Annotated in this window: 15 protein-coding genes; 3 read left to right on the top strand and 12 right to left on the bottom strand. The window is 33.6% G+C overall.

All coding sequences use genetic code 11. The features are described 5' to 3' along the window. Window position 1 precedes the first annotated feature (1 nt). The gene (locus MKS83_RS14795; protein WP_240580292.1) at window positions 2-556 is read left to right on the top strand and encodes a Maf family protein; all 555 of its coding nucleotides are present in this window, start codon (window positions 2-4) and stop codon (window positions 554-556) included. An 86-nt stretch (window positions 557-642) separates the two neighbouring features. Further along, window positions 643-3,171 carry a tetratricopeptide repeat protein gene (locus tag MKS83_RS14790; protein ID WP_240580291.1) on the top strand — a complete coding sequence of 843 codons (2,529 nt, stop codon included), beginning with the start codon at window positions 643-645 and terminating at the stop codon, window positions 3,169-3,171. An 18-nt stretch (window positions 3,172-3,189) separates the two neighbouring features. Here the strand turns inward: MKS83_RS14790 and tsaB are convergent, their stop codons facing one another. From tsaB to rpiB, 7 genes are all read right to left on the bottom strand, one after another. Continuing rightward, window positions 3,190-3,870 (bottom strand): tRNA (adenosine(37)-N6)-threonylcarbamoyltransferase complex dimerization subunit type 1 TsaB, encoded by a 681-nt coding sequence (gene tsaB / locus MKS83_RS14785; RefSeq protein WP_240580290.1) that lies wholly within the window; start codon window positions 3,868-3,870, stop codon window positions 3,190-3,192. Window positions 3,871-3,945: 75 nt separating this feature from the next. Then, complete coding sequence (locus MKS83_RS14780) at window positions 3,946-4,695, bottom strand: SDR family NAD(P)-dependent oxidoreductase (RefSeq protein ID WP_240580289.1); 750 nt, start codon at window positions 4,693-4,695, stop codon at window positions 3,946-3,948. A gap of 54 nt (window positions 4,696-4,749) precedes the next feature. Next, window positions 4,750-5,121, bottom strand: coding sequence for a YraN family protein (locus MKS83_RS14775; RefSeq protein WP_240580288.1), 372 nt, complete (start codon window positions 5,119-5,121; stop codon window positions 4,750-4,752). Between the two features lie 209 nt (window positions 5,122-5,330). Beyond that, entirely contained in the window at window positions 5,331-6,260 is a 930-nt protein-coding gene (locus tag MKS83_RS14770) for an LD-carboxypeptidase (RefSeq protein ID WP_240580287.1), read from the bottom strand. After that, window positions 6,257-6,943 (bottom strand): LysE family translocator, encoded by a 687-nt coding sequence (locus tag MKS83_RS14765; RefSeq protein WP_100377546.1) that lies wholly within the window; start codon window positions 6,941-6,943, stop codon window positions 6,257-6,259. The genes MKS83_RS14770 and MKS83_RS14765 overlap by 4 nt, the downstream gene beginning before the upstream one ends. Before the next feature lie 70 nt (window positions 6,944-7,013). After that, complete coding sequence (gene rnr, locus MKS83_RS14760) at window positions 7,014-9,167, bottom strand: ribonuclease R (RefSeq protein WP_240580286.1); 2,154 nt, start codon at window positions 9,165-9,167, stop codon at window positions 7,014-7,016. A gap of 336 nt (window positions 9,168-9,503) precedes the next feature. Then, complete coding sequence (gene rpiB, locus MKS83_RS14755) at window positions 9,504-9,938, bottom strand: ribose 5-phosphate isomerase B (RefSeq protein WP_100377543.1); 435 nt, start codon at window positions 9,936-9,938, stop codon at window positions 9,504-9,506. Window positions 9,939-10,976: 1,038 nt separating this feature from the next. Here rpiB and MKS83_RS14750 point away from each other — a divergent pair. Next, a complete protein-coding gene (locus MKS83_RS14750; protein WP_240580285.1) occupies window positions 10,977-12,167 on the top strand; it encodes a phosphoglycerate kinase in 1,191 nt (396 codons plus the stop codon). A gap of 777 nt (window positions 12,168-12,944) precedes the next feature. Here the strand turns inward: MKS83_RS14750 and MKS83_RS14745 are convergent. The 5 genes from MKS83_RS14745 to MKS83_RS14725 all read right to left on the bottom strand — a co-directional run bounded on the left by MKS83_RS14745 (window position 12,945) and on the right by MKS83_RS14725 (window position 20,883). Then, window positions 12,945-13,766 carry a class I SAM-dependent methyltransferase gene (locus MKS83_RS14745; RefSeq protein ID WP_240580284.1) on the bottom strand — a complete coding sequence of 274 codons (822 nt, stop codon included), beginning with the start codon at window positions 13,764-13,766 and terminating at the stop codon, window positions 12,945-12,947. A gap of 113 nt (window positions 13,767-13,879) precedes the next feature. Then, on the bottom strand, window positions 13,880-15,742 hold the full coding sequence (gene mnmG / locus MKS83_RS14740) for a tRNA uridine-5-carboxymethylaminomethyl(34) synthesis enzyme MnmG (protein WP_240580283.1): 1,863 nt from the start codon (window positions 15,740-15,742) through the stop codon (window positions 13,880-13,882). Window positions 15,743-15,846: 104 nt separating this feature from the next. After that, window positions 15,847-16,266, bottom strand: coding sequence for an rRNA maturation RNase YbeY (gene ybeY / locus MKS83_RS14735; protein ID WP_240580282.1), 420 nt, complete (start codon window positions 16,264-16,266; stop codon window positions 15,847-15,849). A 5-nt stretch (window positions 16,267-16,271) separates the two neighbouring features. Continuing rightward, entirely contained in the window at window positions 16,272-18,431 is a 2,160-nt protein-coding gene (locus MKS83_RS14730; RefSeq protein WP_240580281.1) for a patatin-like phospholipase family protein, read from the bottom strand. A gap of 4 nt (window positions 18,432-18,435) precedes the next feature. Beyond that, the gene (locus MKS83_RS14725) at window positions 18,436-20,883 is read right to left on the bottom strand and encodes a bifunctional UDP-N-acetylmuramoyl-tripeptide:D-alanyl-D-alanine ligase/alanine racemase (protein ID WP_240580280.1); all 2,448 of its coding nucleotides are present in this window, start codon (window positions 20,881-20,883) and stop codon (window positions 18,436-18,438) included. Window positions 20,884-21,030 lie beyond the last annotated feature (147 nt).

Raw genomic sequence — 21,030 nt, 5'->3', positions numbered from 1 at the left:
AATGAAGATATTATTAGCATCACAATCTCCGAGAAGGAAAGAGCTTTTATCAAATTTAGGCTTTGATTTTGAAGTGGTGAAAATTGACTGTGAAGAAATTGTTCCTGAGCATATTAAAGTAGGAGAGGCAGCAGGTTATCTGTCTGAATTAAAGGCAAGTGCATTCCGAAAGCTGAAAGAAAACGAAATTTTATTGACCGCTGATACTGTTGTAGCTATTGATAATCAGTTTCTTGGAAAACCACAAAATGAAGAGGATGCCAGAAATATGCTCCAGTTACTTTCCGGGAAAACCCATCAGGTTTACACCGGAATTACGATTAAAACTTTAAATAATACAATCACTGAAACTGATGTTGCAGACGTTGAAATTGATGAATTAACAACTGATGAGATAAAATATTATATTCAGAATTACCAACCTTTCGATAAAGCGGGAAGCTATGGAATCCAGGAATGGCTTGGAATGGCAAAAATTAAAAAGATACATGGCAGCTTTTATACCATTATGGGACTTCCTACTCATTTGGTTTACAAAATTTTGAAAGAAATATAAAGAGTTTCAATATAAAATTTTATTATTTTTACAAAATCATCAAATCTGCTGATAATAAAATGCAGATTAGCGAGTTATATTGAATAATGAAAAAGAAAATTTTATTCCTTTTAACATCCTGTATCGTAATTTCTTGCGGAATGAAAGTCAAGAAGCCGGAACAACGATCCAAATTTTTAAAAGGTTTTTCCACATACTACAATACTCTTTTTAATGCTAAAGATGCATTAAATTCAGAGTTTGAAATCCGGGATAAAGCCCATAAAGATAATTTTTATGCTCCTTATATTCCTATTCTTACCTTTGAAGATCAGCCTTTAGGAAGTGATCTTGGTCAGTCCGCCGCATTTGCGGAAAATTCTATGAAAATGGGAGGAATAAATGGGAGAGGAGAAGGCAGCAGAACAGCACCTAATCAGTCTCAGGGAATACCCGGAATGGCCGGGATACCTGGAAACCCGCAAGATCCAAATCAAGCAGCTCCCAAAGGAGCAACTGCATTGGAAATTGCTGAAGCAAAAGCTTTAAAAGCAATCAATAAATATTCGGTCATTAAAAATGGGGAAGAAAAAAATAAAACCATTTTTGATGCCTACATGATTCTTGCACAATCCAGGATTTACCAGAATAAGTCTTTGGAAGCTCTTGATGCTCTGAACTATGTTTTTTCCAATATGAAAGGCGATAAAAGGCTTCCTTTAGCTTATATCTATCAAGGACTCGCTTATTCGCAGATGAAAAACTACAATAAAGCTCATGAGATCTTTGCCAGACTTAAGGATGAGAAAATCAGTAAAGATTATCAGAAATTATTGACTATTTATCACTCCGAATCTCTTTTGGATGCAGGAAGAAAAGAAGAAGCAGTAAAGGAATTAGACCTTGCTTATGAAGTAAATACCAACAGAAAACTGAAAAGTAGAATTGCTTATTTGAGAGGACAGGTATTAGAAAATCTGGGACAAAATGAAAAAGCAAGAGAGAGCTTCCTGGCAGCTTATAAATATGCCAATGACTTTGAATTTGAAGTAAAATCTCAGATTGCCGTAGCAAAAACCTTCAATGGAAAAGGAGATTACAGCGGCGCCAGAAAATATCTTGAAGACATCAGTAAAAAAGGAACGTATGCTTCCAGAAAAAATGAGTTTTATTATGCTTTAGGATTAATGGCCAACAAAGCCGGAAAAACAGATGAAGCTCAGCAGTTTTTCAGAAAATCTTTAAAGGAAAAAGTTTCAGATCAACAGCTTCGTGGATTGACTTATTATGAAATAGGAAAGGGGTATCTAGATAAAAACGATTATATTGGAGCAGGAATTTATTATGATTCTGCACTGGCTGTAATGACTTACCAGCCTTCAAAAATTCTTTTACAGGATCAGTCGTCTTACATCAAAAAAATCTCTAAAAATTACTATCTGATCAAGAAAAATGACAGTATCATTGCTTTAGCTAAAATGAGCCCTGATCAGAAAACCGATTTTTTCACAAAATATATTGCTAAAATAAAGGCAAAAGAAGAAAAAGAAGAATTGGAAAGAAGACGTGCTGAAAGGAATAAAGGATTTGATACCGGAGATTATAATTCTACCTCTATTTTTGCCAACAGTTCTAATTCTTTTGAGGATTTCGGAGTTGCCGCTAAAGGTTTCTATTTTGCAAATACAGGTACGGTAAGCAAAGGAACATCAGCATTTAGACAGACGTGGGGAGACAGAGCTCTTTCAGATAACTGGCGTTATTCTAAGAAAATGGCAACCCTTGAGGATATGAAGAATGAGGCATTAGGAACCACCTCTGTACCTAATCCCAGACGTTTTGAAACGGCTTATTATATTGAACAGATTCCAAGTGATATAAGCCAATTGAAAAAGGATAGAGATACAGCTTCTCTGGGATTGGGAATCATGTACCAAAATTATTTTACCAATACTCCTTTAGCCACAAAAACATTATATGATCTGGTAGAGGTGAAGCCTGAAGAAAAAGTAATGCTCCAGGCCCTGTATGAAATTTTTGCCATGAATTATGAAAAAAATCCGCAGGCAGCCGAAAGAGCAAAACAAATCCTTTTAACAGATTATCCTTATACTTCTTATGCAGAATTTGTCAGAAACCCTAAGAGCAATACTTTCGTAAAATCATCGGAAGATGTAGAAAACAAGTATAAAGAAGCATTTGCACTGTATGAAGCTGAAAAATTTGCGGAAAGTAAGGCTATTTTAGATCAAGCCATACAGCAATATCCTAAAGATGCATTGATCCCCAAACTGTATCTCTTGAATGCTTTTAATTCAGGAAAAGCAAATGGAAAAGAGGTGATGATTCTTCAACTGGAGCAAATTGCTTTAAACTATACCAAAACTCCTGAAGGAATTAAAGCAAAGGAAATGCTTAATTACTTAAAAAGTGATATCAAATTTCAGCCTACGGATAACAAGGGTAATGCGGTTCCACAAAATAAAATAAATAATGTTCCTCCTCAGCAACCCAACAATGCTCCTCAACAGATAGGAACATTGAATGAAGGAAACAGTAAACCTACAAAAAAACCGAATAATCGTCCGGGAATGCAGGCTCCCAATACAAGTCCTGTACCTGCAAAACCACAATAAAATAAAAAAGCGAAGAAATTAATCTTCGCTTTTCTTTTTCTTTATCCCATGAAAATCTTTAAGATAAAAAGGTTCAAAGTAAGCTATATCTTCAAATTCTTTTTTATTGATTTTCTCGAGGCTCTTTTTTATTAAATATTGAGCAGAAGGGTAGATATCTTCCTTATAATCGGCATTGGAAAGCTGTAAAATTTCCTTTGCCTTTTTAGCTCCGTCTCCTACAAATACTATTTTTTTGTCTTTAAATTCTTCAAAAGATTGCTCATCTAAAATTTTGGCTTCCGTTTCAGAAATTTCTTCCCCTGTTTTTCCATCATAAACGGCCGTATAAACCTCCATTCTTCTGGCATCGATTAAAGGGATCACAAAATCATAGTTTTTGCCTAAAAAAGGCTCTATCATACTCTCTAAAGAATTCACGGCAACCAACGGAACCTTTAGTCCATAACAAAACCCCTTTGCTGAAGAAGCACCAATTCTTAATCCGGTATAGGAACCCGGACCTTTTCCTAGAGAAACCGCTTCGATATCCTTCATAGAAATTCCAGCACCTTCCAAAGCCCATTCTACAAAAGTGTGAAGACTTTCAGATTGTTTATAGTTATCGGAAACTTCTTCTGTAAGACACAGAAGTTTTTCGTCATCTGAAATCGCTACCGAACAGTTTTTTGAAGAAGTCTCTAGATATAAAATTTTCATTTTTCAGTTAAGTAATTTAATTGTTCAGTAATTTAAACCTAAACATTTCTGCAAATTTAAGTCAATATTTTGAGACTACTTTCTGTAAATCGTTCTCGGTTCAGCCTGAGCAGTCGGATAGATCGTCATATCTGAAATACAAACATGTTTTGGAGCATTTACACAATAAGCAATAGAATCAGCAATATCTTCGGCTTTCAAAGGTTCATAGCCTGCATATACCGTTGCAGCTTTATCGCTGTCTCCTTTAAATCTTACCATAGAAAAATCAGTTTCCACAGCTCCCGGTTGAATATTGGTCACTTTAATCCCGAATTCCGTTAATTCTATTCTCATTCCTTCAGAAATTACATCCACCGCTTTTTTGGTTGCACAATACACCACTCCGTTAGCATACGTTTGTCTGGCAGCTACGGAACTGATATTTACAATATGTCCCGAATTTCTTTCTTTCATTCCCGGAATAATCATTTTGGAAACGTATAAAAGTCCTTTTACATTTCCGTCGATCATGGAATCCCAGTCATCAGTTTTTCCAGCCGAAAGAGGATCTAAACCGTGTGCATTTCCTGCGTTATTAACCAGAACATCAATATTTTTCCATTCTGATGGAAGCGAATTGATAGCCGTTTCGACTTCTTCTAAATTCCTCACATCAAATTTTAAACTAAATATTTCGGTGAACTCTGACAATTCTGCTTTAACTGATTCCAAAACCTCGGATCTCCTTCCACAGATGATAACTCTGTTCCCTTGTTTAGCAAATAATTCCGCTGTAGATTTTCCTATTCCGGAAGTCGCTCCGGTTACTAATATTGTTTTCATTTTATTGTAAAATGTATAATTGTATATCGTAAAAAGTACTTGCTCCTTATATTTTTAGTTGGCATCAAATGCTTCAAAAGCATTTTCGATATGTTCTATATTTAAATTTCCTTTTCCGTCGGGAAGAACAGAAATAATATCAAATCTCACTTCCTGATTTTTATTAAATTCTTCTAAATAATGATTGGCGGCAGAAACGATCAACTTTATTTTAGCTTTAGTAACCGCTTCCTGAGGCAGCATAAAAGCATCCGTAGAACGCGCTTTTACTTCTGTGACAATAATTAAATTATCTTTTTCAGCAATAATGTCAATTTCAGCTTTCTGAAACCTGAAATTTCTCACTAAGATTTTATAGCCATTTTTCTGTAGATATTCAACAGCCAGATCTTCTGCTTTTTTTCCAAAATCGTTATGAGTTGCCATTAAACTGTAAGATTATTTTTAATGCAATAAGCTATTGTACAAAAGCATATAATCAGAGAAATGATCCAAAATAATAATCCATATAAAGCAAGATTATATTCTTCTCTTTTATTCCAAATTTCCCTTAGACTCAATTTATCTCCTTTTATTAAAGATCTAAAGTAGACTATGTACATGCCTAGAGTACGAAGAAATAAGAAGCCCATTTCCTAAAACTCAATCTTAACCTTATCCTCAACCTTCATTTTCACATTTCCACCAATAATCAACGGACGATTGTCTTTAATATGTCCATTCGGAAAACCAAAAACAACAGGAAAACTATATTTTGAAATTCTATCTGAAATCAACTGATAGGCAAATTCATCAAAACTTTCTTCATATTGTTTGTTTTCTTTTTCATCGCCCATATTGGTCATTCCTCCAACAATCAGCCCTGAAATCTTATTGAAAACTCCGGACAGCTCTAGACTCATGATCATTCTATCGAGCGCATAAAAGTTTTCTCCAATATCCTCAATGAAAAGAATTTTATCTTTAAAGTCAAAAGAATATTTGGTTCCCAAAAGCGCATAAATCAAGGCTAAATTTCCTCCAACCAATTCTCCTTCAGTATTTCCCAGCTTATTAAATTGATGTGATTTTAAGCTGTATTTTGGAGTTTTTCCTTTTAAAATATCAAAAATCAGATCATAGCTTTCTTCAGTTACTCCAAAGGTTGACGTTTTAATGGTTTGTCCGTGAATAGAAGCAAAACCTTTCTTTAACAAATAACTTTGGATCACCGTGTTATCAGAATATCCAATATACCACTTCGGACTTTTTGTAAAGTTTTTAAGGTTTAAATTCTGAATCAGATGCTGACAACCATATCCTCCTCTTGAGGCCCAGATTGCCGTTATTTCATGATCATTTAAAGCCCAGTTGATATCTTTTATTCTTTCCTGTTCTGTTCCGGCGTAATTATACCCGTTTGAAAATTTGGTGTAAAGGTGCTCACCTAGAACAGGTTCATACCCTTTACTTTTAATCATTTCAATTCCTTTCTCCAGCTGAGAAGCTTCTACGGCTCCTGCAGGAGAAATTACAGCTATTCTATCGCCTTTTTTAAGGGATTTTGGAAAGATCACTTTTGTCATTTGGATTTTTGATATTTTACTTCAGTTTTCTCTGCTTCTTCCAGTCGCTTATCAAACTGATTGAATTTTTTAAAGCTTTGTAAAAAAATAAAGAAACTGAATATAATAAGGATTCCGCCTACAATTCTTCTGATTTTATTCGCCAGTTTCTGGGTTAATTTATCGTGGAACTGTTTAGCTAAAAATATTTTGATAAGATCGATGAACAGGTAAGTACCGATTACAATCCCGATGTATAAAATAAAATTGCCGGTATCCGGATATTGATTTCTTACCGAAATCACCGTTACCAGCCAAAAAAGGATAACTCCTACATTTAAAAGATTAAAGAAAAAACCATTAATAAAAGTCTTGAAATAATTCTGATTAATGATTTTTTCTTCACCGGGAATATGCATTTTGGTTTTTGTGACCATCATTACAATTCCGTATACAAAGATAAGAATGGATGTAATTCTGTAAAAACCAGGATGTTTATCAATTAAAGTTACAATATCTGCGCTCGCATAATAAGCTGCTAAAATGCATAATAGGTCTGCAGAGATAACTCCTAAATCCAGTGCTAAAGCATGTTTAGGACCTCTAGAAAAGCTGGTTTCTATTAAAAGGAAAAAAATGGGTCCTATAAAAACCAGACTCAACATGAATCCTAATACAACAGCAGATAATATAAGTTCAAACATTCAGTATCTTTTTAAAACAGAAAATTAAATTTCCATTTCATTTTATACAAATTTAAACTTTATGATTTAATTATTCAACTATCTTAAAGTCCAACTGCTTTTGAATTAAGTTTGCCTTTACCACTTTAATCTGAACCTGATCTCCCAACTGATATTTTTTACCGTGTTTCATTCCGTATACAGCATGGGTTTTCGCATCAAACATATAAGAATCATCCACCAAATCTCTCAACTTGATCAAACCTTCTGCACCGTTTTCAGGAATCTCTACCCAGAAACCAAATTCTGCAACCCCGGAAATCACACCATTGAAAGTTTCTCCCAAATGTTTTTCCATGAATTTCACCTGCATAAACTTAATGGAATCTCTTTCCGCATCCGCCGCCAGTCTTTCCATAGAACTGCAGTGTTTAGCTTTTTCTTCAAGATCAGCTTTGTTTGGAGATTTTCCTCCATCAAGATAATGCTGCAACAATCTGTGAGCAATCAAATCCGGATAACGACGGATAGGGGACGTGAAGTGGGTATAATAATCAAAACCAAGACCGTAGTGACCAATGGGTTCTGTAGAATACACCGCTTTACTCATACTTCGCATCGCCAGTGTTTCAATCATATTTTCTTCTCCTTTACCTTTCACATCATGCAATAATCTATTCAGAGATTCTGCAACTTTTTTACTGTTTGCCAAATCCATTTTATATCCGAAAGTGGAAACAAAATCTCTCAGAGACTCTAGTTTTGCAGGATCCGGATCATCATGAACTCTATAGATAAATGTATTCTGAGTAACATCTCCTTTTTTGTTTAAAGAAATAAACTCAGATACTTTTTTATTGGCCAGCAACATGAATTCTTCAATCAGATGATTTGAATCTTTACTTATTTTAAAATAAACACCAATCGGTTCGTTGTTTTCATCCAGATTGAATCGAACTTCACTTCGGTCAAAAGTAATGGCTCCTTTTCTGATACGCTCTGCACGCATAATCTTCGCCAATCGGTCCAGAACATTGATTTCTTCCTGCAGATCTCCCTGTTTTGTTTCAATTCTTTCCTGCGCTTCTTCATACGTAAATCTTCTGTCGGAATGAATCACTGTTCTGCCAAACCACTGCTTTTTAATTTCAGCATTGTCATTCAACTCAAAAACAGCAGAAAAGGTAAATTTATCTTCATTTGGTCGAAGCGAACAAACATCATTACTCAAAACTTCCGGAAGCATTGGTACAACTCTGTCTACCAAATACACCGATGTTGCTCTCTGATACGCTTCATCATCCAGAATTGTTCCCGGAACTACATAATGAGAAACATCGGCAATATGTACTCCAATTTCCCAGTTTCCGTTTTCTAATTTTCTGATTGACAAGGCATCATCAAAATCTTTTGCATCTTTCGGGTCAATCGTGAAAGTCGTAATTCCGCGCATATCCCAACGTTTTGCTACTTCTGCATCATTGATGCTTCTGTCAATTTTATCAGCATCTCTTTCTACTTCCTCAGGAAATTCATAGGGTAGACCATATTCTGCCAGAATAGAGTGAATTTCGGTTTCGTGCTCTCCAGGAGCTCCCAAAACCTGAATGATTTCACCTTCCGGATTTTTATCTCCCGGTTTCCATTCTGTCATCTTTACAATCACTTTATCACCGTCTTCAGCACCTCCGAATTTTCCTTTCGGTATAAAAATATCTGTATTGATTGTTTTTTTATCGCAAACCACAAACCCGAAGTCTTTATGAGGAACCACTTGTAAAGTTCCCACAAATTCAGTTCTTGTTCTTTCCAACACTTCCAGCACGGAGCCTTCAAGCTTTTTACCTTTATAAGTGTAAGTAACAATTAAAACTTTATCGCCCTGCAACGCATCTTTCACATTTTTTGAATGGATAAAAATATCATCATCCAAGCCTTCAACATTTACGTAGGCATTTCCGGATTGATTGAAATCGATAATTCCGGTTAATGTTCCTTTTATATTAAGGTTGATAATGTATTTTCCTTTTTCAGTTTCTTTAATTCTTTCAGAAGCCTGAAGTTTGTGTAAAGCCTGAATGACAAGCTCTCTCTGTCTTGGGTTTTTATAATCTATTCCATCTGCAATCTGTTTGTAATTATAGATTTTCGTGGAATTTTCATTCATAAAACGAAGGATCAATCTTCCGATCTCCTGTAGTTTATGATCATTTTTCTGACTTATATATTTTCTTTTTTTTGGCATATTAATTTTCTTATTAATTCATGATAGTTCTAATTTTCATTTAAAACTATTTTAAAATTATCATTACAATTCTGCTAATTCTGATATTCATTTTTAAATTTACTCTGTAATTCTACATCATCAATTTTCCTTCCAATTCATTTATAATGGAAGCTAGACTTGTATAAAATTACTACAAAAATGGAGAAGAGAGGAGAAAACCTTTTATTAAATATTCTTTAATACTTAAAAAGATTCTGTAGGAAATAATAGACTGGTAAAATCTATTGGACAGTGCAAAGATATAAAATAAAAAATAAATAAGGCTTGTAATATGATTTACAAGCCTTTATTGTTTTAGCAAACTGCAATTTTGTCAACCCTGGTCTGATGTCTTCCTCCTTCAAAATCCGTAGAAAGAAATCTGTTTGCAATTTCAATCGCTAGTTCTTTTGAAATGAATCTTGCCGGGATAGAAATCATATTAGCATCATTATGCTGTCTCGCCAACTCTGCAATTTCCGGCATCCAGCAAAGTGCACAACGGATTTTCTGATGTTTGTTAGCAGTGATTTGAACTCCGTTTCCGCTTCCACAAAGTAAGATTCCAAGTTCATTTTCTCCGTTTTCCACTGAAGTGGCTGCAGGATGTACAAAATCTGGATAGTCAACACTGTCTGTAGAAAAAGTCCCGAAATCCTGAACTTCGAAGTTTTCTTCCAGATGCTTGATAAGGATCTGCTTGTATTCAAAACCTGCATGATCTGCCGCTATAGCAATTTTTCTTTTCATTTTTATTTTTATTTATATCTACTGTAATTAAATCTTTGGCAAAGTTACGTTAAATACGAATTTAATCTTCTTAGTTTCATCAGGTTTTATATTAAAATTCCAAATAAATATCTTAAATCTTCATATAAGAGCGGAATCTCATCTTTTGAACCAAAGTTATAGTCCTTCATCATTATTTCAAAATTGACTTTTAATCTTTCTTTTTAACCTAAAATTTTAGTTTTTAATTATTTCTCACCTTAATTGTTTTTCAACATTAATTAGACATTATATGGTAAAGTTATTGCAGAAAGGATCATTATAATTTGTACACTTTATTAGATTTTACCTCTATATTTTTGAAGACTTCCTCTTTTAATTTTCATAACCAAAATACCCGAAAACTAACTGTAAAAAGGCCAATCCTTTGATTATCAAAATACTTATGCCTGTATCATTTCAAATTCAAAACTTATTCACGATTTGTTAGTTAAATTCTAATTAACTGTTAAAAGCATTGTGAATAAGTGTGGATAACTTGGTTGAAAATAATATTTTTTTTGTTCTTTAAAATTTGTAATGAAATTTCCTCCAAAAATTTTGACACCAAATTTTCAAAAACTTTTTTCCAGTTAATCTTTAGTTTTTCCATAAATCGGTTATTAATAAAGGGAATTGGGGAAAAGTTATTAATATTTGTTAGTAACGAAGTAAAAAATCACATTTCCAGGAAATTATAATGTAAATAAAATGTGAATTGAATAAAAATTTCATGTTATCAAGTTTTAACCAAAAAGTTATCCCCTAAACTCACATCACTCAACAACAATAGCATATTCTTTTTTTTAAAAGAAAAAAAATTGTTGATTAGTAAGTGTTGGGTTTGCGGGAAACTTTTCTGAAAACTTTTTTCGGGTTGCGGCTTTTCAAGAATTTTAAAATCTTACATTTGTGAAAAGAAAAATTCAACGTTGTTTATGAAATCAGCTCTTCAGAATTTCCCGAGCGGGAGAAGTTCTGGAATGCAGGTATCATAACTATAGAAAATAAACAGTATATATGAAAACAATCAATGATTTCAATTTTAATGGTAAAAAGGCTCTGGTAAGGGTAGATTTTAATGTTCCTCAGGATGATCAGTTGAAAGTAACAGACAATACAAGAATAGTAGCTGTAAAACCTACAGTTGATAAAATTCTTAAGGACGGAGGATCTGTGATTTTAATGGCTCACTTGGGAAGACCAAAAGGGGAAGTTAAAGATGAATTTTCATTAAGACATATAGTAGAGGAAGTTTCTAATGTTTTAGGACAGGAAATTAAGTTTGTAGATGAATGTGTAGGGGAGAAGGCTGAAAAAGCTTCGGCAGAACTTCAGGCTGGAGAGATCCTTTTATTAGAAAATCTACGTTTTCATAATGAAGAGGAGAAAGGAGATGAGGGATTTGCTGAGCAACTTTCAAAATTAGGAGATGCTTACGTAAATGATGCTTTCGGAACAGCGCACAGAGCACATGCTTCAACAGCAGTAATTGCTAAATTCTTTCCTTCAACTAAGTTTTTCGGTTTATTGATGGCTAAAGAGCTTCAGGCAATTGATAAAGTTTTGAAAAGTGGGGAACGTCCTGTAACTGCGATACTTGGCGGATCCAAAGTTTCTACTAAAATTACAATTATAGAAAATATTTTACCGGCAGTTGATAATTTAATTATCGGTGGCGGAATGGCATTTACTTTTATTAAAGCTCTTGGAGGTAAGATCGGAACTTCTCTGGTTGAAGAAGATAAATTGCCTTTAGCTCTTGAGATTTTAGGAAAAGCTAAAGAACATAATGTAAAAGTTTACCTTCCTTCAGATACTATTATTGCTGAGAATTTCAGTAATGATGCTGAAAGAAAAGAAGTGGATATCTATGCTATTCCTGAAGGATGGATGGGACTAGATGCAGGTTCAAGATCAAGAGACCAGTTTAATGATGTGCTTTTAAATTCAAGAACAATTCTATGGAATGGACCGATCGGAGTTTTTGAAATGTCAAACTTTGCAGCAGGTACAGTTGCTCTAGGTGATAGTATTGCAGAATCTACGAGACAGGGAGCTTTTTCTTTAGTAGGAGGAGGTGACAGTGTTGCTTTCGTAAAGCAGTTTGGTTATGGTGACAAAGTAAGTTATGTTTCTACCGGAGGTGGAGCAATGCTTGAAAGTTTGGAAGGTTTAGAACTTCCTGGAGTTGCTGCAATTAACAACTAAATTTTAAAAAAATATTAAAAGTCTGCTATTTTATGGCAGACTTTTGTTTTTTCTATTCCAAATTTCCCGAATTTCTTTGGTATGCCTTTACTTTTGACATTTTACTTTTACTGATAGAATATTTTCTTAAAAATTTTGGGGTTTTCTGTGTCTGCTGTACTGTATTATTATCAATTTTAATAAATCTAGACGATTCTCAGAGGGTTTGTTTGAAGTTCGGTAAAGCATTAAATTTAAAAAATCACATTAATTTTTCTAAGAGATGTAAAATTTTAAATTAATTGTGTTTTCTTTTCTAAATGATTGCTATTTTCTTTCTGTTGTACTGAACAATTACTAATTAAAAAATCTAGACGATTCTCAGAGGCTTAGTTTGAAATTTTGATATAGCCATATTTTATACATCATTTAATTCTTTCAAAAAAGGTAATATTTAAAAATTATTCAGTTTTCTTCTTTTCAATTTGTACCATTTCCTTTGTGTTGTACTGAACAATTACTAAGAGAAAAAAATATAAGCGATTCTCAGGCCACTTGTTTAAGATATAAAATATTTTGTTTTTCTGCTCATTAGAGTACTTACTAAGATATTATCCATATTTTAGAAATTAATATTAAATTTCCACATTTTCTATTTTTTTTGAAAAATCTTAATTTAAAATAGAAGAGGGAGGAGCTTAACAAAATTAAAAAACTCAGAAAAAATTTCTGAGTTTTAATTTTTTATACTAAAAATTCGAAAAATTGACCTTTATAAATAGGTTAAAAATCGATTTTCTATTTTTTTTCGATAATATATATCAAACTTGAATATTCGTTCGAAAAAAGGGCTTTTACGTTAGAAATCGTTCCGTAGATTGTTGCTTTTAGCCAAAAAAGTGGTGATTTCTTGTATTTTTCGCTCAACATCGAGATATAGTAAGAGTCAAGAACCAATGGTTTGATTTTTCTCATTTTCCAATTTGGTTTCTTAGCGATAAGATTTTCCATTCCAACTTTTGAGAAATGGTAGATGTGTCTAGGCACATCATAAGCTGCCCAATATTCTTTATAATGCTTTGCATCGTAAGAAGTAGGATTGGGAACTGCAATAATTAATAATCCTTTTTCTTTTAATTTATTATTAAAAATTTCAAGCATTTCATCTTGGTTTTCTATGTGCTCGAAAACGTGCCAAAGAGTAATAGCATCTAAACTTTGATCTTCAATAGTATTGATATTATCTAAAATTGTAGCTTTCGATATTTTATTTTTTGCAGCTTTTCTGGCATCGGAATCTGGTTCAAATCCGAACGTTTCAAAATCATTTTCTATAAACTTTACAAATTCTCCGGCGCCACATCCATAATCCAATACTCTTGAGCCTTTTTTAATTCTGTCCAAAAGTATTGTTTTTTTATATTGTAAATTGAATGACTGTAAAAATTTATAAAGCTTTTCTTTTAAACTTCCTGAATCCTGATGATGGGAAATGTAATCTTCGCTTTCATAATATTTTGAAATATTCGATGGAATAGCGGAGGTTTTAAATACTCCTTTTGTTTCTGTTTCTTTAATTTCAAATATTTCCTGTGAAAGAAAATGATCTTTAATTTTCATTGAATTTGTTTCTTTAAATATAAAAATTAAGATATTCAGAGTTTATAATAAGCTCATAAATACCTTAATTTTCGCCTTTATTTTATCTATGTTTCACGTGAAACATTTTGTATTTAACGTCCTAAATAGACCAGTAAAACGTTTATATCGGCAGGTGAAACCCCACTGATTCTTCCTGCTTGGGCGATAGTTTTTGGTCTTACATTTGACATTTTTTGTTTCGCTTCAGCAGACAAACTTGATATTTTTGTGTAATCAAAATCTTCTGGAATCTTGATATTTTCTAAACGATTTAGTTTTGCTACGTTCTCTTTTTCCTTTTCAATATAACCTCTGTACTTAATATTTACTTCGGCCTGTTCTCTCACTTCATCATCAAAAGTAGAAGAAACCTCATTGATGAAGTCAATTCCATCCAATTTTTCTAGTGTCATATTAGGTCTTGTAAGGATTTGGGCAGCTCTATAAGCCTGATCAACAGGACTACTTTCAATACTTTCAAGAATAGGATTAATCACTCCAGGTTTTAAAGAAGTTTCTCGAAGGAAGTTCTCAAGTTCCTCACTTTTAGCTACTTTTTCGTTTACTCTTTGTAATCTGTCTTCTTTTGCCAAACCTAAATCAAAAGCTTTCTGAGTAAGTCTAATATCTGCATTATCTTGTCTTAAAAGGAGTCTGTATTCTGCTCTGGAAGTAAACATTCTATAAGGTTCTTCCGTTCCTTTGGTGATCAAATCATCAATTAAAACTCCAATATAAGCTTCGTCTCTATTTAAGATAAACTCATCCTTTTCTTTTACTTTATTGTGAGCATTGATCCCTGCAATAAGACCTTGTCCAGCCGCTTCTTCATATCCAGTTGTACCATTAATCTGCCCAGCAAAGTATAAATTATCGATCAATTTTGTCTCTAAGGTATGCTTTAATTGAGTAGGAGGGAAGTAATCATATTCAATAGCATAACCTGGACGGAATACTTTTACATTCTCAAATCCCGGAATATGCTTCATTGCTTTGATCTGAACATCTTCAGGAAGGGAAGAACTGAATCCATTTACATAGATTTCTACTGTTCTCCAGCCTTCTGGCTCTACGAATAACTGATGTCTGTTTCTTTCTGCAAAGCGGTTGATTTTGTCTTCAATACTCGGACAATATCTTGGTCCTAAACTCTGAATAGTACCATTGAACATAGGGCTTCTGTCGAATCCTTCACGTAAAATATCGTGTACTGTTTCGTTTGTATAAACTATATGGCAACTTAATTGTTTGGTTAATTTAGGAGTATCTAAATAGCTGAATTTTTGAGGGTTTTCATCTCCTTTCTGTTCTTCCATTTTAGAATAATCCAGGCTTCTTCCGTCTACTCTTGGTGGAGTACCTGTCTTCATTCTTCCTGCTTCAAAACCTAAGGAAACCAACTGTTCTGTGATCCCAAAAGCTCTTGGTTCACCCATTCTTCCTCCTCCTAACTGCTTATCTCCAACATGGATCAGGCCGTTAAGAAAAGTACCGTTTGTAAGTACTACTGAACGTCCTTTTATCTCAATTCCTAATGAAGTAACAACTCCTACTACTTTGTTATTCTCTATAATAAGCTGTTTTACCATATCCTGAAAGAAATCAAGATTTGGAGTGTTTTCTAATGCTAAACGCCATTCCTCTGCAAAAAGCATTCTATCGTTCTGTGTTCTTGGGGACCACATTGCGGGACCTTTGGAAAGGTTTAGCATTTTGAACTGTATGGCAGATTTGTCTGCTACAATCCCTGAATAACCTCCCATTGCATCAATTTCCCTTACAATTTGACCTTTTGCGATTCCTCCCATCGCAGGGTTACAGCTCATCTGCCCAATTGTCTGCATATTCATTGTAATAAGCAGAGTCTTTGAGCCCAGATTGGCTGCTGCAGCTGCTGCTTCACATCCTGCGTGACCGGCACCAACTACGATTACATCATATATTTCTGATATCATTTTTATTGCTTGTTTTAAGCCTTAAATTTTAATCTTCTCTATAAATGTTTCACGTGAAACATTGTTTGAAAATACGCGCTAAAATAGCTTGTATTACGGTTTCTTTAGCTTTGTTTATAATTGTATTTTGCTAAATATTGATCTTCTTTTCCCCGCATTCCTTTTTCTTCTTCTTCAGTTTTATCCTTGTATCCGCAAAGATGAAGTATACCGTGAGCTAAAACTCTTCTCAGTTCTTCTTCATAATCTTTGGATAGGGTAGAAGCATTATCTGAAATGCGCTGCAAAGATACGAAAATCTCTCCGTTTATTGTTTTGCCTTTCACATAGTCGAAAGTAATGATATCTGTATAGTAATCATGTTGTAAATAATCCTGGTTTACTTTCAATAAATATTCGTCGTCACAGAAGATATAATTGATTTCACCAAGTTTTTTTCCTTCTGAAAGAATAATGTCTTCCAGCCAATTTTTATAATCTGTATTTACAGATTCCGGTAAGTTTTCGTAAAAGAATTGTATCATTGTTTTTAAAACCAGTGCCCTAAAATAACACTGAATATGCCTTTTTGATTATTTTTAAGTGAATGGCTAAAATTAATTTTTATCTGTCCGAAAGGAGATTTATAGCCTGCTGTAATTCCCAGTGAACTGTAATTTAACTTTACAGCATCTTCAAAACTAATATCATTTGATAGGTTTGCAAAAGAGAAGTTTCCACTTACGAAGTAGTTTTTATTAAACTTAAATTGAACATCGTTGGAAATTAAAATTAAATTATTGGTATTAAGCTGAGCAAAATTAAAACCTGTAAAGCTTTTAAAATTAACTACATTTTGTTCGAAAATGCCCCCCAATCTGTATTGATAGAATTGAGGAAGGTTCTCACCAATCGTAATTCCTCCATATAAATTAAGACGATAACTGAAATATTTTGTCAAAGGAATATTGAGTCTGATATCTGCTTTAATCTGAACCAGTCTTTTATCGACTTCAGATTTTAATAAGTCTATTACCTTACCCTCGGCGTTGATATAAATTCCGCGGGTAGGGAAGTCTTTATCATTCTGGGTATCGCTTTTTAAAAAGATGTAAGGATTGAGGAATCGGTTATACCTTTTATTCGTACCATTCGATTCTGCTTCGAAATAATCGTGGCTTAACCCTCCTCCGATTGCGAATTTATCTTTCCAGATTGATTGGATGTATATTTCATTTCGGAGCCATTCCCATTTGTCTATATCGTAATTATTAATATCTCTAAGGGTGAAGCTCATTCCGGATGAATAGATTCCCAATCCGGGAATATAGCCGTTATCTATAAAATAGTTTAAGTAATATCTTGGCTGGTCTCCTACAATTACATCCAATGATAAATTAGTGTTTTTAAAAAGAAGACGTTTGGCTGAATAATTTAGGAGTAATCCTGTTTTGAAAATTTCATCATAATGTAGCCCGAATTTCAAGAAATGGCGAGTTTCATCTTCTGTTACGTATAGTTTAAGATAATTTGCATCGTTTTCAGGAACTATATCATAATTGATGAAACGGTAATTATTGGTGGCAACAAGCTTATCAATTTTTTTGTTGATACTTCCGTAAGTTTCCAAAGAGGGGAGTCGTAGTCCCATTTTCCCCAGAACATAATTTTTACCGTATATTTTTCCTCCATCTATGGAAATGCTGTCAATCTTATAAACGTTTGAATAAATAGGGTTTATTTGCTGTCTGAGACGCTCAAATGGACGTTTAGGTAATTGATCAAGGATATTAACATATTTTAGTCCTTCCACATAGCCGCTATCGAGAATTTTTTTCTTATCATCATAGCTTGTGGCGGTCATTCCTTTCAGGTCAGGTTTAATATTAATATCGGTATATTTATACTGTCTTCTGGTATCTTTTTTAATACCGAAATCGATGACCTGGTTTAAAATCGCTATAATATTGTTTAAATCCTCTCTTTTTGATAGATCCTGATTAAGGTCCACACCGATCACAATATCGATTCCTTTGTCTTTTAAAGGCTTCGAAGGGTAGTTTACACTCATCGCTCCATCGATGTAAATGCTGTCACCTATTTTTACAGGATCCATTAAAGATGGAAAGGCCGAACTTGCCATTATTGATTGTACGAGATCTCCTTTTTCAAAAATCTGCATATTTCCGCTTTCGAGATTGGTGGCAACACACATAAAAGGTATCGGAAGTTTGGAAAAATCATCAATATTCGAAACGTTCTTAAAAAGTTCTTTCAATAAGTAAACATTTTTTTGTCCTGTACTGATGGAAGATGGAAGAGTGATTTTTCCGTTTTTTAAAGGAATTGATAAAAGATATTTATCTACGGATTTGTTATAAAAAGAAGTTTCCTGACGTTTTGCTTTAGGATCCATGATCAATGAATAGAAATCTGTATCCATTACGATCTTTTCAATCTCTTTTCCGGAATATCCGGAAGCGTACAGTCCTCCTACAATGGCTCCCATACTGGTTCCGGCAATATAATCTACTTTTACTCCCAAAGAATCCAATACTTTAAGTACTCCCACATGAGAAAATCCTTTAGCTCCGCCACCAGCAAGGGAAAGTCCAATTCTTGGATTCTTCGGAATCACTAAATCTTTCTTGATCTGAGACTGAAATAAAATCAGCTGAAATGCAAATAAAATGATCAGGATTTTTCGCATAGGCTTAATCTTTTATATAGATCCGTTTCACCCGGGGTGAAATAGAGGTTAGTACTTCATAGGTTATCGTTTGGCAGTAGCCTGCGAATTCTTTAAGGCTAGGATAAGCATTAAAAACGGTTACTGTATCTCCTTCTTTTACATTGGGAATATGATCTATATTAATCATCATCATATCCATACAAATGCTTCCAACAATAGGGGCTAGAGTTTTATTAATTCCCACATTTCCTACTTGATTTCCGATTAATCTTGGAATTCCATCTGCATATCCTACAGGAATTGTGGCGATTTTTGTTTTATGATCCGTCTTAAATCGTCGACTGTAACCTACTGATTCACCGCTCTCCACTATAGAAATTTGGGAAATCACCGTTTTAAAGCTTACAACGGACCGCAATTGTTTCTGTATTTCACTATTTGGTGATTCTCCTAACATTCCAATTCCTATTCTAACCATATCGTATTGATGGTCAGTATAACTTGTTATTCCAGAAGAATTTAATATATGTCTGATAGGAGTGTAGCCCAATTTTTCAATTAAATATCCTGAATTTTTCTCAAAGCTTTCCAGCTGATGCTTAGTAAATTCCTTCTCTTCAGGCATATCTGAAGACGAAAGATGGCTGAAAATACTTTGAACCTTAACATTTTTGTGCTTTAAAGTTTCACTTAGCTGCTCCAATTCATACTCTTTAAAACCAAGACGATGCATTCCGGTTTCCAGCTTAATATGGATAGGATATTTTTTATCATAACCCGATTTCTGAACCGCTTCATAAAATAATTCCAAAACCCTGAAACTATAGATTTCAGGTTCTAAATTATATTCTATTACTGTTTCGTAGCTATGTTGTTCCGGGTTCATAACAACAATAGGCACCGTAATTCCTTTTTTACGAAGCTCTACACCTTCATCTACGAAAGCAACTCCTAAGTAATCAATATGGTGGTGCTGTAAGAATTCCGAAATTTCATAACTCCCTAAGCCGTAAGAGTTTGCTTTTACCATGGCCATCATCTTAGTGGTGGGTTTAAGCAAAGACTTATGATAATTGATGTTATGTAAAATAGCATTCAGGTTGATTTCTAAAACCGTATCATGCTTTCTCAGTTCAAGAATATCTTTAAGCTTTTCAATTTCAAATTTTCTGGCTCCTTTTAACAGGATAATCTGATTTTCAATTTCAGTAATATGTTTACTTTCAATTAATTCCTGAGTGTTGATGAAAGTAAAAGTTTTAGCTTTAAATAATTCACTAAATTTTGATATTTCATTCCCGATTAAGAAAACAGAATCAAAATTCTGTTCATTTACCAACTCAGAGACTTCTTCGTACAGTTCTTTAGAATTGGAATTAACACCAACGATATCGGTGAGTACCAAAGATTTCTTCGGCTTATTGTATTCGTTTAAAAATTGCAGTGCCGTTTTTAAAGAATCCAGATCAAGATTGAAAGAATCATTAATGATAATATTTCCTTTAATTCCTTCAATAGCTTCAAGCCTCATTTCAACGGCCTTCAGAGCGTTGATTTTTTCGACGATCTTTTGATTTTCGACTCCTAACTCCTTTAAGACCGTTACAAGAGCCAGAGCATTGGTTAACGTCGCTTCGTCTCTTTGATGAACCGGAAAAGAGATTTCTTCACCAAAATATTGCACAACAACATTTTCGTCTTTTGAAATATTATTTTTAAAAGAGATCTGATTGTTTTCTTTAAATCCGTAAGAAATTAATTTTTTACTTGAATATAGCTCCTTTATTTTTTTATCAACCAATGAATTGTCTCCATTGTAAATGATGACTTCAGAGTGTTTGAAAAGCTTGATTTTTTCGTCAATAAGTTCTTCCTCCGATTGGAAATTGGCAAGGTGGGCAGTCCCGATATGGGTCAATAAACCGATCTGTGGATGGAAAATAGCTTCCAGCTTATCCATTTCATTTGGTTTGGAAATTCCGACTTCAAAAATTCCCAGTTCATGAGAAGTATTGATTTGAAGCAGAGAAAGAGGGAGACCGATCTGAGAATTGAAACTTTTCGGGCTTTTAACTGTAGGAAATTCATTCCACAGACATTGATACAGCCATTCTTTTAAAATCGTTTTCCCGTTACTTCCGGTAATTCCGATAGATTTTAAATGGGCATTTTCAAAATGAAATTTTGCCAGTTTTTGAAGAAAATTGACAGAATTCTCAACAATAATCCATGTTATATTCTCAAATTGATCATATTCATGTTCAGAAATAATAATATTGATTCCTCTATCAATAGCAGATTCAATGAACTTTTCACCCGAATTTTTATGGGTATTGATGGCGATAAATGCAGTATTTTTTGTGGAATATATGATTCTGCTATCAAAAGCTATATTTTTGATAATTAAACTCTTATCACCAATTACTTTAGCATTGGTGATGTCTGCAATTTGATTTACTGTATAGTTCATTGGTGCCCTTTCTGCTGGTATTTTGTGTTTGCTTTTTCTTGTCGATCATAAAGCATCTATATTATAATCAACTTATTTTATAAGCTGATTTGTACTGTTATGTTCAACAAAATATATTTTAAGATTTAAAATTTAATCTTATGTCTA

It is taken from the genome of Chryseobacterium sp. Y16C, assembly GCF_022488405.1.
Classification (GTDB): domain Bacteria; phylum Bacteroidota; class Bacteroidia; order Flavobacteriales; family Weeksellaceae; genus Chryseobacterium; species Chryseobacterium geocarposphaerae.
This window is presented reverse-complemented; position numbering and strand designations above follow the sequence as displayed.